We start from the raw sequence: 12,127 nt of genomic DNA, 5'->3' as shown, positions 1-12,127 counted from the left end.
GAGGATCACCATGAAGATGTCAACCACGCTCGCGACGGCCGCCATGACGGCGCTTGCCCTGTGCGTCGGCAGCGCGAACGCCCACGCCGAGGCTGCCCAGACCGAGGTCCACTACGAGATCAGCAGGCAGGGCGACGCGGCCGTGCTGTCGACGAACGACGGCAAACTGCAGGTCGTCGACGGTCAGCTCGTACTCACCACCGAGGCCGACGTGCCGGTCGCGGCGCTGCCGCTGTCGTACCGGATGGACGACAAGGTCTTCCCGATCACGGCGGCGATCGACGGTGACCGCGCCACCCTCACACCATCACGTGACGGCGGCACACCGGCCGAGGCGGCCACGAATGTCATCAGCCAGGATGCCGCGGTGCAGCAGATCGCCGAATCCTTCACCCCCCGTGACCAATCCGCGCTCGGCGTGCTCGCCCAGCGGCTCACCATCGGCAGTGCGGTGGCCGCCATCATCGGCGCCGTGGTCGGCGGCGGGGTGGGCTGCCTGGTCGGCGGCGCGGCCGGTGCGACGATCGCCAGCCCCGTGATCGTGCTGCTCGTACCGTGGGTGGGCGCCACTGTGGCGGGATGTGTGCTCGGCGCGGCCACGCTCGGCGCGGTGGGCGGGATGGTCGGGCTGGTCACCGTCGGTGGTCCGCTGGCCTTGTTCGCCGCCTACCAGTACTTCTCCACCATCCTCGCGCCGTGCCCGGCCGAGCTGGGCGCCTACTGCAAGGACCCCGCGGTACCCGCGCCCGCGAAGTAGATCTCGTCCGATGCCGGGCCGCGAACACGGGGGTGTTCGCGGCCCGGCCCGTGCGCACAGGCGCGCCGACAACAGGGGAATCGCTGATGCGCAGAACAACTTTCGACGCCGAACTCGTCGGCTTCCGGACCACGATCCGGGCCTTCATCGAAGCCGAAGTCGTGCCGAGCTTCGGCCGCTGGTACCAGGACGGTCTCGTACCGCGCGAATTCTATTACCGGCTCGGCGATCTGGGGATTTTCGGTCTCGAGGTGCCGGTGGAGTTCGGTGGTGCCGGGCGTGACTCGCTGGCCTATCGTGGCGTGCTCGCCGAGGAGATCGCCAGGGCCGCTGTCTCCTTCGGCGGGGCGAGCGCGCACCTGGGCCGCTGCCTGCCGTTGATCACCGCACTCGCCACCCCGGCGCAGCAGGCCAGGTGGCTGCCGGGGATCGTCTCCGGCGACACGATGTTCGCCCTCGCGGTGGCCGAGCCGGGCACCGGCACCGAACCGGAGGGGATGCGCACCACCGCGCCACAGACCGCTGAGGGCACCTACGTGCTGAACGGTTCGAAGACCTATGTCATCGGTGGGGTGCACGCCGATCGGGTCATCGTGTGCGCCCGCACCGCACCGCCGCGGCCCGACGACCCGTCCTTCGGTCTTTCGCTGCTGGTCGTCGACACGAGCGCCCCCGGTTTCCTGGTGGGCAGGCGCCTGGACACGTTGGGCCGCAAGGTCGGTGGCACCGCCGAACTCACCTTCACCGATGTGCGAGTCCCCGCCACCGACCTGCTCGGCGACCCGCACCGAGCCGCCGCGCACCTGGACGCCCAGCTACCGCAGCAGCGACTGAATATCGCGCTCGGCGCCTACGCCCGGGCCAAGGCGGCCATCCGATTCGCCCGCGACCACACCCGCGACCGGCTTCCGGTCGCCCGCCCCGTCGCCGCCGTCCAGCACAGCAAGTTCGAACTGGCGGGCTGCCGAGCCGAGGTCGATGCCATCGAGGCGGTGATCGATCGCGCTCTCGCCGCCCACGACAGCGCCGCACTCGACCCGGCCCACGCCGCCTCCGCCGAGCTCTTCGCCACCGAAACCGCGACCCGGGTCATCGACCGCTGCCTCCAACTACACGGCGGCGCAGGTTATCTCACCGACTCACCCATCGCCCGCCTCTACGCCGACCACCGCGTGGACCGCCTCCAAGGCGGCGACAGCTCCGACACCCTGCGCACCGTCATCGCTACCGACATGGGCCTGTAGTACCGACGACCGACCGACCACAACGGGCCGTCTCGGACGACTGAGATCAGCGGACGGTGATGCCGTCTGCGCGCATGGCGTCTTTGACCTGGGCGATGGTGAGGTCGCCGAAGTGGAAGACGCTGGCGGCGAGCACCGCGTCGGCACCCGCGTGGACGGCGGGCGGAAAGTGCTCCACCGCGCCCGCACCGCCACTGGCGATCACGGGAACGTGCACGGCGGCGCGGACGGCGGTGATCATCGGGAGGTCGAAGCCCGCCTTGGTGCCGTCGGCGTCCATGGAGTTGAGCAGGATCTCGCCGACACCGAGTTCGGCGCCGCGCACAGCCCATTCGACGGCGTCGATACCGGTACCGCGTTTGCCACCGTGGGTGGTGACCTCCCAGCCGGACGGGGTGTCGGGCTGACCGTCGGGCACGGTGCGGGCGTCGACCGAGAGCACGATGCATTGGGAACCGAAGCGCTGCGACATCTCCGAGAGCACCTCGGGGCGGGCGATGGCGGCGGTGTTCACCGAGACCTTGTCGGCCCCGGCGCGCAGCAGGCGGTCCACGTCCTCGACCGTGCGGACCCCGCCACCGACGGTGAGCGGGATGAAGATCTGTTCGGCGGTGCGGGTCACCACGTCGAGCATGGTCGCGCGATCGCCGGTGGAGGCGGTGACGTCGAGGAAGGTGAGTTCGTCGGCACCCTGAGCGTCGTAAGTGGCGGCCAGTTCCACCGGATCACCCGCGTCACGCAGGTTCTGGAAGTTCACGCCCTTGACCACCCGGCCCGCGTCCACATCGAGACAGGGGATCACGCGGACGGCCAGCGTGCTCTGCTGTGTGCTGGTACCCATCGTGTTCAACCTCGTTCTTCGTCGCTGACCGCGCAGATCATGTCAAGGAGTTCTTCGTGCACACCGGGTGCGGCGGCGAGCACCGAGCCGGAGGTGATGGTCCAGGGCTCGCCCGCCAGGTCGGTGACCACCCCGCCCGCGGCCCGCACCAGGGCGACCCCGGCGGCGTTGTCCCACGGATGGTGCCCGAACACCACCGCGCCGCCGAGCACACCGGAGGCGGTGAACGCCAGATCGATGCCGGTGGCGCCGTGCATGCGGACCCGGGAGGACAACCGGCTCAGCGCACCGAGCAGGTCGAACCGGAACTGGCCAGGGATGCGGCCGGCCGAATCCAGGTTGAACGCGCCGAACCCGATCATGGCCTCGCCGAGTTTGCCGGGCGCCAGCGGCGGCAGGGCCACCCCGTCGAGATACACCGGACCGCCGCTGACGGCCGCGTACCGCCGGCCCAGCCCGGGCAGCCAGGTCGCCCCGATCACCGGTTCGCCCTCGTGCACCAGCGCGAGCAGGATGCCCGACATGGGATGTCCCACCGAGTAATTGAAGGTGCCGTCGATCGGATCGAGCACCCAGGCCGTGCCCGACGTCAGCTCCGGCCCACCGAATTCCTCACCGTGCACCGCGATTCCGGTGCGCTGACGCAACTCGGCGGAAATGGTGCGTTCCAGTTCGAGGTCGAGTTCGGTGGCGAAGTCGTTGCGGCCCTTGGCCACCGCGCTCGGCGCGCCGACACCCTCGAGATAGCGCGGCACCACCCCGTCCAGCACCTGAGTGGCGACGGCCAGCAGGTCGGTCAGTTCGGCGGTGCTCGGCGCAGTGGTCATGGCGAGGTCAGCGCACCGCGGCCAGGGCCTCGGGCAGGGTGAACCGGCCCGCGTACAGCGCCTTGCCGATGATGGCGCCTTCGACACCCTCGTCGGTGAGGCCGGCGATGGCGACGAGATCGTCGAGCACCGAGATACCGCCGGAGGCCACGACGGGCGCCTCGGCGGCATTGGCCACCTGGCCGAGCAGTTCGAGATTGGGGCCGGTGAGCGTGCCGTCCTTGGAGACGTCGGTGACCACATAGCGTGCGCACCCGTCACGTTCGAGGCGCTCGAGGACCTCCCAGAGGTCGCCGCCGTCGGTCACCCAGCCGCGTCCGCGCAGCCGCCATTCGCCGTCGATCTGCTTGACGTCGAGCCCGACCGCGATCCGGTCGCCGTACTCACCGAGTACGCGGGCGCACCACTGCGGGTTCTCGATCGCCGCGGTGCCGATGTTCACGCGTGCGCAGCCGGTGGCCAGGGCGGCCTTCAGCGAGTCGTCGTCGCGGATACCGCCGGAGAGCTCGACTTTGACGTCGAGTTCGCCGATCACCTGGGCGATCAGTTCCCGGTTGCTGCCCTTGCCGAAGGCCGCGTCGAGGTCGACCAGGTGCACCCATTCGGCACCGGCCTCCTGCCACGCGAGGGCGGCGTCGCGGGGCGACCCGTATCCGGTTTCGCTACCGGCCTCCCCCTGTACGAGGCGCACGGCCTCCCCATTGGCGACATCGACCGCGGGCAACAGCACAAGACTCACGCCGATCAGACTAGTAGGTCTCCCCCGGCGGACCCGCAACGGTCCTGGCCGGTGCGCTCCGCATCACTCCGCCCACCCCGGCCGCATACCCGAAGCCGTCACCGAGTGATGTGCCATAAGTTTGCCCGATTTCTGAAGATCGGTAGCCAGCCATGCGCCGAACGTTATGTGATCGATCGAACAGACCCGATTGACCTGCGGAAACATTCCGTTTACCAAGTATTAATGGTGACAATCACCACGTGGAATCAATTAGCAATTCGTTTCCCGCATCGATTAACTTTCCGTTTTGTCGGCAGGAACACCAACCCCTACCGAGTTCATCGCCGCACCGCCCCTTTGCGTTACCAGCCTGTGATTGCAGGCACCGAAAGGAAATCTCATGACTCGCAAGACCCTCGCTGTTGCCGGTGCCCTCGCCATCGCCGTGCTCGGTCCCGCTGCCGCCGCCAACGCCTTCACCGGCTCGGCCGCCGCCGCCACCGGTTCCGCCGCCCTCGGCGCCACCGGCTCGGCCGCCCTCGGCGCGACCGGTTCCGCTGGTGCGGGCGCCGCGGGTGCCGGTGCCGCCGGTACCGGTTCCGCCGCCGCCCTGCCCGCTCTGGCCACCGGTTCGGCCGGTCTCGGTGCCGCTGGCACCGGCTCGGCGGGCCTCGGTGCCGCCGGTACCGGTTCGGCCGCCGCTCTCGCGGGCCTCGAGGTGCTCGAGACCGGCAGCTCGGCATTCGACAGCCTCACCAGTGGTGGCGCCAACATCGTCGACATCCTGCTCGGCGCGCGTGAACTCAACACCCCCGCCGAGTAATTCGGCGTAGCCGGACTTGCCGACCACTCCCCTCAGGTCGGTGCCGAATGCGGTGACGTGCCGAGCGCACGTCACCGCATTCTTTTGTCTCCGAATAGTTTTCCGCCATAAACAATTGCCACCATGTTTGCGGCACGATTACCGATTCCGTTGTCCGTGCCCGGCCGACAGCCGATCAGCACCGGGCACAGCCCGATCAGGCGTTGTCGCCCAGCGCCTCCGCGTGTCGGGCGGGTGCCGACCAGGCGGTCGCAGCGTGACACAGGCGAACACCAGGCAAAATACTCACCGGTCGGTAAAGAGCCTTTACCGATGAGAGGTGATGGATGAACTGGCAAGAGATCGAAACGTTCCTCGCGGTGGCCGAGGAACTGCACTTCGGGCGAGCGGCGGATCGGTTGCTGCTGTCGCGGGCCCGGGTGAGCCAGTTGATCCAGACACTCGAGGCCCGCGTCGGCGCACCTCTGCTGGAGCGGACGAGTCGTCGGGTTTCCCTGACGCCCTTGGGCATTCAGCTCCGCGACGACCTGCTCCCGCACCATTGCGGTGTACTGGACGCGGTAGCGGAGGTGACCGAAACCGCGCGCGGCATCGACGGCGTGCTGCGAGTCGGTTTCTCCAGCCCACTGGCGGGCAAGCTGCTGATCGGGGCGGGCGATGCCCTGCGCGCACGCCACCCCGGCTGCACTCTCGATATCCGCGAGGTGCAGCTCTCCGATCGCTACAGCGCGTTGCGCTCGGGCGAGCTGGATCTGCAGCTCATCGAATTCCCCGCCACCGAACCCGACCTGGTGTGCGGTCCGGTGCTGCTGCGCGATGCCCGGGTTTTGGCGGTGTCCACCCGCAATCCGCTCTCGCGGCGACGCTCGGTCACCGTCGAGGATCTGACCGGACAGACCGTGCTGTTCATCGGCGGGGTGCCGGGCTACTTCCTCGATCACGTGGTTCCGCCGGTGACTCCCGCCGGGTCGCCGATCCGCCGTTCGACGACGACACGGTACTGGCAGGAGTTGCTGGCCCACGTCGCCGCCGATATCGGCGTCACCGTGACGGCCGCCCAGGGCATCGAGTACTATCCGCGACCCGACCTGGTCTACGTGCCGTTCGAGGAGCAGGCGCCGATCGAATACGGCCTGCAGTGGCGCGCGCCGGGTCTGTCGGCGCGGGCGGCGGCCTTCGTTCGTACCGCCGTGAAATGCGCCGGGAGCACACGATGAACTGGCAGGAGCAGGAAACCTTCCTGGTGCTGGCCGAGGAACTGCATTTCGGGCGTGCGGCGCAGCGGCTCACGGTATCGCGGGCCCGGGTGAGTCAGATGATCCACACCGTGGAACGGCGCATCGGCGCACCACTGTTCGAGCGGACGAGTCGACGGGTGTCGTTGACCCCCTTGGGGACTCAGCTGCGCGACGCCCTCGCTCCGCATCATCACGGCATTCTGGCCGCACTGGCCAGGGCGGCCGACAGCGCGGGTGCCGCGGAGGTGTTGCGGGTCGGCTTCACACACCCACTGGGCAGCGAGATGCTGATGGCGGCCGCCACCGCGTTCCGCGCCGAGCGCCCCGCGTGCACGGTGGAGCTGCGTGAGGTCCAGCTGTCGGACCGGTTCGGTCAGCTGCGGCGCCGCGAACTGGACCTGGTCTTCCCCGAGTACCCCGCCGTCGAGCCGGATCTCGTGAGCGGCCCGGTGCTGTTGCGTGACGCGAAGGTGCTCGTCGTCCCGACCTCCCATCCCCTGGCCACCCGCACCTCGGTCTCCGTGGTGGACTTGGCCGACGAAACCCTGCTCACCGCCCGGGGACTGGCGGGCTACTTCCTCGACCACCACTTCCCCACCCACACCCCCTCGGGCCGCCCGATCCATCGTTCGATGACCATGCCGTACTGGCAGGAAGTCATGGTCCAAGTGGCAGCGGGCAACGGCATCGCCCTCGCCGCCGCCCAAGCCGGCCACTTCTACCCCCGCCCCCGCCTGGTCTACCTCCCCTTCGACGACCTCCCACCCATCGAATACGGCCTGGTCTGGCGCGCCTCCGGTTTGTCGAATGCCGGCACCGCCTTCGTTCGCGCGGTCACCGAAACCGCTCGCGCCTCGGCTGAAGCGGTGACAGCTTCCGATGAGCCAGACGCCCCGAACCGGTGATGACGCACGGGTACGAGGCCTGCCGCGCGGGGATGCCTGCCCATTTGTCCACCGGACCGCGCGCGAGGGACGATCGGTAGACCATGGCCAAACAGAACCGCCGGCGTCGCACCGGGCGCAAGCCTGCCCCACCGACCGCGTTCGACGCGCTCTCGGGTGATCCGGCGACCATCGCCGAGGCGGTCGTCGCCGCTGCCGCGCAGGGTGCGGCCGAGTCGATCGGGACGGTGACCGTCACCGACGAGCTCGCCGCGGGCGTCGAGCTGGCGGGTCGGCGGCTCATCACCCACGCCTACGATCTCGGCTGGCTCCCCGGGGACATCCATCAGGCCGCGCGTCGACGCCTCGACGAGTTCGGGGTGGGGTACCTGCTGGATCTAATGGCGGCGAACCGTCCCGACGCGAGGTGGGAAGCGCAGCTCGACGACCTCGGTGCCGCCGTCTGGTGGACGACTCCCCATCTACGGGCATGGGCCGATCGCGCCTTGCTCACCGGTGGCGAAGCACTGACCACCGTGATCGATGCCCTCGCGCTGTTGCTGCGACTGCCGAAGCTCGAAGCGTCCGGCCCGGCTCGCCCCCGGCACGGTGTGGACGAGAAGGTGCTCGGCCGGGTACGCGGACTGCTCGCCAAAGCCGAATCCACGTCGTTTCCCGACGAGGCCGAAACCCTCTCGGCCAAGGCGCAGGAACTGATGACCAAGTACGCCATCGATCACCTGCTGCTCGAACCGTCGAGCGATCTCCCCGCCACCCGCCGCATCTGGCTCGACACCCCCTACACCGACGCCAAAGCCCTGCTCATCGACCGGGTGGCGCACGCCAATCGGTGCCGCGCCATCTTCGCCGCGGAGTGGGGCTTCGTCACCGTGGTCGGCGACGACACCGACCTCGAGCTGGTCGAACTCCTGTCCACCTCCCTGCTGGTCCAGGCCACCCGCACCATGATCGACAGCGCCGACACCGGAGAATCCCGTTCCCGCCACTACCGCAAAGCCTTCCTCACCGCCTACGCGACCCGTATCGGCGAGCGCCTCACCGAGGCCACCGACACCACGACCGCCCACGCTCCGAACCACCTCCTCCCCGTCCTCGCGGCCCGGCAACACCAGATCGACAAGGCCTTCGACACCTACTTCCCCACCGCCCGTGCCAAAGGCATCACCATCCGCAGCGCCGAAGGCTGGGCCGCAGGCACCGAAGCCGCCGCCGAAGCCCACGTCGACCCTTCCTGATCCGATATGTGGCCGGTCGAGCCGTCGCCTGCGACTGATCGACGACGCTGACGTCACCACCCACCTACGCTGGTGAGATGCGCCCGATCGTGTCCGAAGCGGAACTGGGTGGGGGCTGGGAGGTTGCTGCTGCCGGTGCCAACCCGGTTCCGGGCGCGGTGATGGGCGGGTTCCTGGAGCGCGTCGGGGCAGGCGCGCCGATGCGGGTGTGCGCGCGACCCGAAGTGACCGTGGTGATCCAGTTCGGCGATGCTCCGCTGCGGGTCACAGCCGGTGGTGAACAGCGGCGGCTCGGCGGTGTGGTCGCCGGATTGGCGCCGATGCCACAGCAGGTGACGGCCGACCGCATCGAATGCCTCGAGCTACGCCTGTCGCCCCTGTCCACGCGCACTCTGCTGGGCGCCGCTCCATCCGAATTGCGTGGGGAGATGGTCGATCTCGATGCCGTGTGGGGACGCGCCGCAAACCTACTGCGCGAGCAACTGTCCGAAACGCCCACGTGGGCAGAACGATTCACCATCCTGACGACATTCCTCGCCCACCGCGAACCAGTCGGCGCCGCCGACCCCGAGGTAACGGCTTGCTGGGACCGCATCGTCGCCACCGGTGGCCGAGTACGGGTGCAGGAGTTGGCCGAGTGGACCGGGTGGAGCCGGCAACGACTGCGGTCCCGATTCACCGCACAAGTAGGTGTCACCCCCAAACAGGCCACAAAGATAGTGCGGTTCCGTCGCGCACTGGATCGCCTCGCCGCCGGGCAGCCCGTGGCAGACGTAGCCGCGATCTGTGGCTACGCCGATCAGCCCCACCTCCATCGCGAGGTCGTCGCTTTCGCCGGCACGACGCCGCGCACTCTCACCCACTGATCGACCGACGCACCGACGCACAGTGCCCCCAGAGCGGACATTCGTTCAAGACCTACCCGAGTTCCCCGCGCGACAGTTGATCCATGACGCCCTCTCTCGACAATCGGATTCGCGCGATCGAACAGCGGGTTGCCAGCGCACACGGTCTGACCATCACCGAGCACCCACTGCCGCAACGTGATTCGCGTGTCAGAGTGCTCAGCGTCGGCGCGGGAAGTCCGTTGATCTACCTCAACGGCATCACCGCACCGGCGCTATGCTTCGCACCGCTGGTGGCCGAACTTCCCGGTTACCGGCACTTCCTGGTGGAATTCCCCGGTCAGGGACTGGCCCCTTCACCGCAGTGGCTTGGCCCTTCACTGCGCGAATTCGCCGTCGCCACGCGGACCGGAACTCTCGACGCACTCGGCCTGCCGAAAGCGACCGTCATCGCCAACTCCCTGGGCGGGCTGTGCACACTCTGGACAGCATTGGACGCGCCCGACCGAATCTCGCGCGCCGTGCTCATCGGCGCACCGGCTACCGCCCTCCCCGGCGCCCGTCCCGTTCCCGCGATGGTCTCCCTCACCACCCCGCTCCGTGGCCGGATGGAACAGGCCCTCATGGGACTGCCCTCACCGAGGTTCCTCGCCGAAGCCGCCCTCAGCGAGGCTCTCGGCGAGCAGGCGGTAGCCGCCATGTCGGACGACCTCGTCGACCTGCACCGGCTCCCCCTCCGCCGACCAGGCCAAGCCGCCGCCTATCGCTCTCTGCTGACGCGACTACTCGACGGCCGTACACCACGCCCCGAAAACATCCTCGCCCCAACAGAATCGAGCCGACTCGACATCCCCTTGCTCTTCGTCTGGGGCCGCGACGACGTCATCCTCTCCCCCACCGACGCCCTCCCCAGCATCGAACACATCCCCTCAGCGCACCTCGAAGAAGTCCCCGGCGGCCACAATCCCTGGTTCGACGCCCCGGCCGCCTGCGCCACCCCGATCCGCTCCTTCGTCACCGCCGGATGCCGCGCCGAATCCGACCCGGCACCCCATCCACTCCCCTGACGATCACCGACCGAGAAGAGCCGAACCATGCGCAAACACGACCCCATCACCACCGCGAAAACCCTCGCCCAGTTCGATTTTCGCGAACTGGCCTCGTTCAACACCGGAGCGTTCTGCATGTATCACGGCGCCGAACTCCCCAGCTCCGACTGGGAATTGCACCCCGACACCGACGAATTCCTGATGGTCCTGCACGGCAGCGTCACCGTGGAAATCCTCACCGACGACAGCAGTCACCGAAACCGGCTCACCGCAGGGCAATTCGTCGTCGTGCCGAAGGGCCACTGGCATCGCCACCTCGACATCGACAATGTCGTGGAGCTGTACTACACGCCGGGCGAGACCATCGAATCCACCGCCGACGACCCGCGACTCGGCTGACCTACAGTGACCCGATCCAGTTGCGCAGCAACTGAGCACCCGCGTCGCCGGACTTCTCCGGGTGGAACTGGGTGGCCGAGAGCGGGCCGTTCTCGACGGCGGCGAGGAACGGCACGCCGTGCTCGGCCCAGGTGAGTTTCGGCGGCGGAATATGGTCGGCTTCGGGCAGTTCCCACTGCTGGGCCGCGTAGGAGTGGACGAAGTAGAAGCGGGTGTCGGCGTCCATGCCCGCGAACAGGGTGCTGTCGGCGGGTGCTTTCACCGTGTTCCAGCCCATGTGCGGGAGGACGGGGGCCTCGAGCCCGGCGACCGTGCCGGGCCATTCACCACAGCCCTCGGTTTCCACGCCGAACTCCACACCCCGGTCGAACATGATCTGCATGCCGACGCAGATGCCGAGCACCGGGCGTCCACCGGCCAGGCGCTGCCCGATGATGCGCTCACCACGCACCGCGCGCAGCCCGGCCATGCAGGCCGCGAACGCGCCGACACCGGGGACGACGAGCCCGTCGGCCGCCAACGCCGCGGTCGGGTCGGCAGTGACCTCCACCTGGGCGCCTGCCCGCACGAGGGCGCGTTCGGCGGAGTGCAGGTTGCCGGAGCCGTAGTCCAGCAGCACGACGGATTTCACAGCACACCTTTCGTGGACGGCACACCGCTCACGCGAGGGTCGATCTCGACGGCCGCGCGCAAAGCCCGTGCGACAGCCTTGAATTCGGCCTCGGTGATGTGGTGTTGGTCGCGCCCGTAGAGCACCCGGACATGCAGGGCGATCCGTGCGTTCTGCGCGATCGATTCGAACACGTGCTTGTTGAGCACCGTCGAGTACGACGCACCGGGGCCCGCGCTCGGAATGATGGTGTGCACCAGGTGTTCCGGCTCGCCGGTGAACACGCAGTACGGCCGGCCCGACACGTCGACGGCGGCGTGGGCGAGGGTCTCGTCCATGGGGATGAAGGCGTCGCCGAACCGGCGGATGCCCTTCTTGTCGCCCAGCGCCTGCCCGAGGGCCTGCCCGAACACGATGGCGGTGTCCTCGACGGTGTGGTGTGCCTCGATCTCGATATCGCCTTCGGCACGCACCACCAGGTCGAACCCGGCGTGGGCGCCGAGGGCGGTGAGCATGTGGTCGTAGAACGGCACACCGGTGGAGATCTCGGTCTTGCCGCTGCCGTCGAGGTTCAGCTCCACCAGGATCGAGGATTCCTTGGTGACCCGTTCCACCCGCGCTGTTCTGCTCATG

At 68.7% G+C, this 12,127-nt stretch carries 14 protein-coding genes; 9 read left to right on the top strand and 5 right to left on the bottom strand.

Annotated elements, in window-relative coordinates; all coding sequences use genetic code 11:
- Positions 1–10 precede the first annotated feature (10 nt).
- Positions 11–757 (top strand): hypothetical protein, encoded by a 747-nt coding sequence (locus AB0F86_RS26300; protein ID WP_356987273.1) that lies wholly within the window; start codon positions 11–13, stop codon positions 755–757.
- A gap of 86 nt (positions 758–843) precedes the next feature.
- Entirely contained in the window at positions 844–2,001 is a 1,158-nt protein-coding gene (locus AB0F86_RS26295) for an acyl-CoA dehydrogenase family protein (protein WP_356987271.1), read from the top strand.
- Positions 2,002–2,047: 46 nt separating this feature from the next.
- Here AB0F86_RS26295 and hisF read toward each other — a convergent pair whose 3' ends face one another.
- The 3 genes from hisF to priA are packed head-to-tail and all read right to left on the bottom strand — an operon-like array spanning position 2,048 to position 4,408.
- The gene (gene hisF / locus AB0F86_RS26290) at positions 2,048–2,842 is read right to left on the bottom strand and encodes an imidazole glycerol phosphate synthase subunit HisF (RefSeq protein WP_181697640.1); all 795 of its coding nucleotides are present in this window, start codon (positions 2,840–2,842) and stop codon (positions 2,048–2,050) included.
- A gap of 5 nt (positions 2,843–2,847) precedes the next feature.
- A complete protein-coding gene (locus tag AB0F86_RS26285; protein WP_067644745.1) occupies positions 2,848–3,669 on the bottom strand; it encodes an inositol monophosphatase family protein in 822 nt (273 codons plus the stop codon).
- A gap of 7 nt (positions 3,670–3,676) precedes the next feature.
- Positions 3,677–4,408 (bottom strand): bifunctional 1-(5-phosphoribosyl)-5-((5-phosphoribosylamino)methylideneamino)imidazole-4-carboxamide isomerase/phosphoribosylanthranilate isomerase PriA, encoded by a 732-nt coding sequence (priA, locus tag AB0F86_RS26280; protein WP_181697638.1) that lies wholly within the window; start codon positions 4,406–4,408, stop codon positions 3,677–3,679.
- Between the two features lie 382 nt (positions 4,409–4,790).
- Here priA and AB0F86_RS26275 point away from each other — a divergent pair, with 382 nt between their 5' ends.
- From AB0F86_RS26275 to AB0F86_RS26245, 7 genes are all read left to right on the top strand, one after another.
- Positions 4,791–5,213, top strand: coding sequence for a hypothetical protein (locus tag AB0F86_RS26275; RefSeq protein ID WP_067644751.1), 423 nt, complete (start codon positions 4,791–4,793; stop codon positions 5,211–5,213).
- Positions 5,214–5,539: 326 nt separating this feature from the next.
- Positions 5,540–6,430: a LysR family transcriptional regulator gene (locus AB0F86_RS26270; protein ID WP_181697637.1), complete on the top strand. Its 891-nt coding sequence runs from the start codon at positions 5,540–5,542 to the stop codon at positions 6,428–6,430.
- Positions 6,427–7,356 carry a LysR family transcriptional regulator gene (locus AB0F86_RS26265; protein ID WP_356987267.1) on the top strand — a complete coding sequence of 310 codons (930 nt, stop codon included), beginning with the start codon at positions 6,427–6,429 and terminating at the stop codon, positions 7,354–7,356. The genes AB0F86_RS26270 and AB0F86_RS26265 overlap by 4 nt, the downstream gene beginning before the upstream one ends.
- Positions 7,357–7,439: 83 nt before the next feature.
- Positions 7,440–8,591 carry a DUF2786 domain-containing protein gene (locus tag AB0F86_RS26260; protein WP_356987266.1) on the top strand — a complete coding sequence of 384 codons (1,152 nt, stop codon included), beginning with the start codon at positions 7,440–7,442 and terminating at the stop codon, positions 8,589–8,591.
- Positions 8,592–8,668: 77 nt separating this feature from the next.
- Positions 8,669–9,457 (top strand): AraC family transcriptional regulator, encoded by a 789-nt coding sequence (locus AB0F86_RS26255; RefSeq protein ID WP_356987264.1) that lies wholly within the window; start codon positions 8,669–8,671, stop codon positions 9,455–9,457.
- An 83-nt stretch (positions 9,458–9,540) separates the two neighbouring features.
- Positions 9,541–10,503: an alpha/beta hydrolase gene (locus tag AB0F86_RS26250; RefSeq protein WP_356987262.1), complete on the top strand. Its 963-nt coding sequence runs from the start codon at positions 9,541–9,543 to the stop codon at positions 10,501–10,503.
- Between the two features lie 27 nt (positions 10,504–10,530).
- Positions 10,531–10,884, top strand: a complete 354-nt coding sequence (locus tag AB0F86_RS26245) for a cupin domain-containing protein (RefSeq protein WP_356987260.1) — start codon at positions 10,531–10,533, stop codon at positions 10,882–10,884.
- A gap of 1 nt (position 10,885) precedes the next feature.
- Here the strand turns inward: AB0F86_RS26245 and hisH are convergent, their stop codons facing one another.
- A complete protein-coding gene (gene hisH / locus AB0F86_RS26240) occupies positions 10,886–11,515 on the bottom strand; it encodes an imidazole glycerol phosphate synthase subunit HisH (protein WP_067644773.1) in 630 nt (209 codons plus the stop codon).
- Positions 11,512–12,126, bottom strand: a complete 615-nt coding sequence (gene hisB, locus AB0F86_RS26235; RefSeq protein ID WP_157105161.1) for an imidazoleglycerol-phosphate dehydratase HisB — start codon at positions 12,124–12,126, stop codon at positions 11,512–11,514. The genes hisH and hisB overlap by 4 nt, the downstream gene beginning before the upstream one ends.
- Between the last annotated feature and the right edge of the window lies 1 nt (position 12,127).

Source organism: Nocardia sp. NPDC023733, from assembly GCF_040639775.1.
GTDB lineage: Bacteria > Actinomycetota > Actinomycetes > Mycobacteriales > Mycobacteriaceae > Nocardia > Nocardia rosealba.
This window is presented reverse-complemented; position numbering and strand designations above follow the sequence as displayed.

Bases quoted from the DNA above. Each gene is read 5' to 3' on its own strand.
- AB0F86_RS26285 (WP_067644745.1), bottom strand. From the start codon at position 3,669: ATGACCACTGCGCCGAGCACCGCCGAACTGACCGACCTGCTGGCCGTC.
- AB0F86_RS26270 (WP_181697637.1), top strand. From the start codon at position 5,540: ATGAACTGGCAAGAGATCGAAACGTTCCTCGCGGTGGCCGAGGAACTG.
- AB0F86_RS26265 (WP_356987267.1), top strand. From the start codon at position 6,427: ATGAACTGGCAGGAGCAGGAAACCTTCCTGGTGCTGGCCGAGGAACTG.
- AB0F86_RS26295 (WP_356987271.1), top strand. From the start codon at position 844: ATGCGCAGAACAACTTTCGACGCCGAACTCGTCGGCTTCCGGACCACG.
- AB0F86_RS26300 (WP_356987273.1), top strand. From the start codon at position 11: ATGAAGATGTCAACCACGCTCGCGACGGCCGCCATGACGGCGCTTGCC.
- AB0F86_RS26245 (WP_356987260.1), top strand. From the start codon at position 10,531: ATGCGCAAACACGACCCCATCACCACCGCGAAAACCCTCGCCCAGTTC.
- AB0F86_RS26250 (WP_356987262.1), top strand. From the start codon at position 9,541: ATGACGCCCTCTCTCGACAATCGGATTCGCGCGATCGAACAGCGGGTT.
- AB0F86_RS26255 (WP_356987264.1), top strand. From the start codon at position 8,669: ATGCGCCCGATCGTGTCCGAAGCGGAACTGGGTGGGGGCTGGGAGGTT.
- AB0F86_RS26260 (WP_356987266.1), top strand. From the start codon at position 7,440: ATGGCCAAACAGAACCGCCGGCGTCGCACCGGGCGCAAGCCTGCCCCA.
- AB0F86_RS26275 (WP_067644751.1), top strand. From the start codon at position 4,791: ATGACTCGCAAGACCCTCGCTGTTGCCGGTGCCCTCGCCATCGCCGTG.
- hisF (WP_181697640.1), bottom strand. From the start codon at position 2,842: ATGGGTACCAGCACACAGCAGAGCACGCTGGCCGTCCGCGTGATCCCC.
- hisB (WP_157105161.1), bottom strand. From the start codon at position 12,126: ATGAGCAGAACAGCGCGGGTGGAACGGGTCACCAAGGAATCCTCGATC.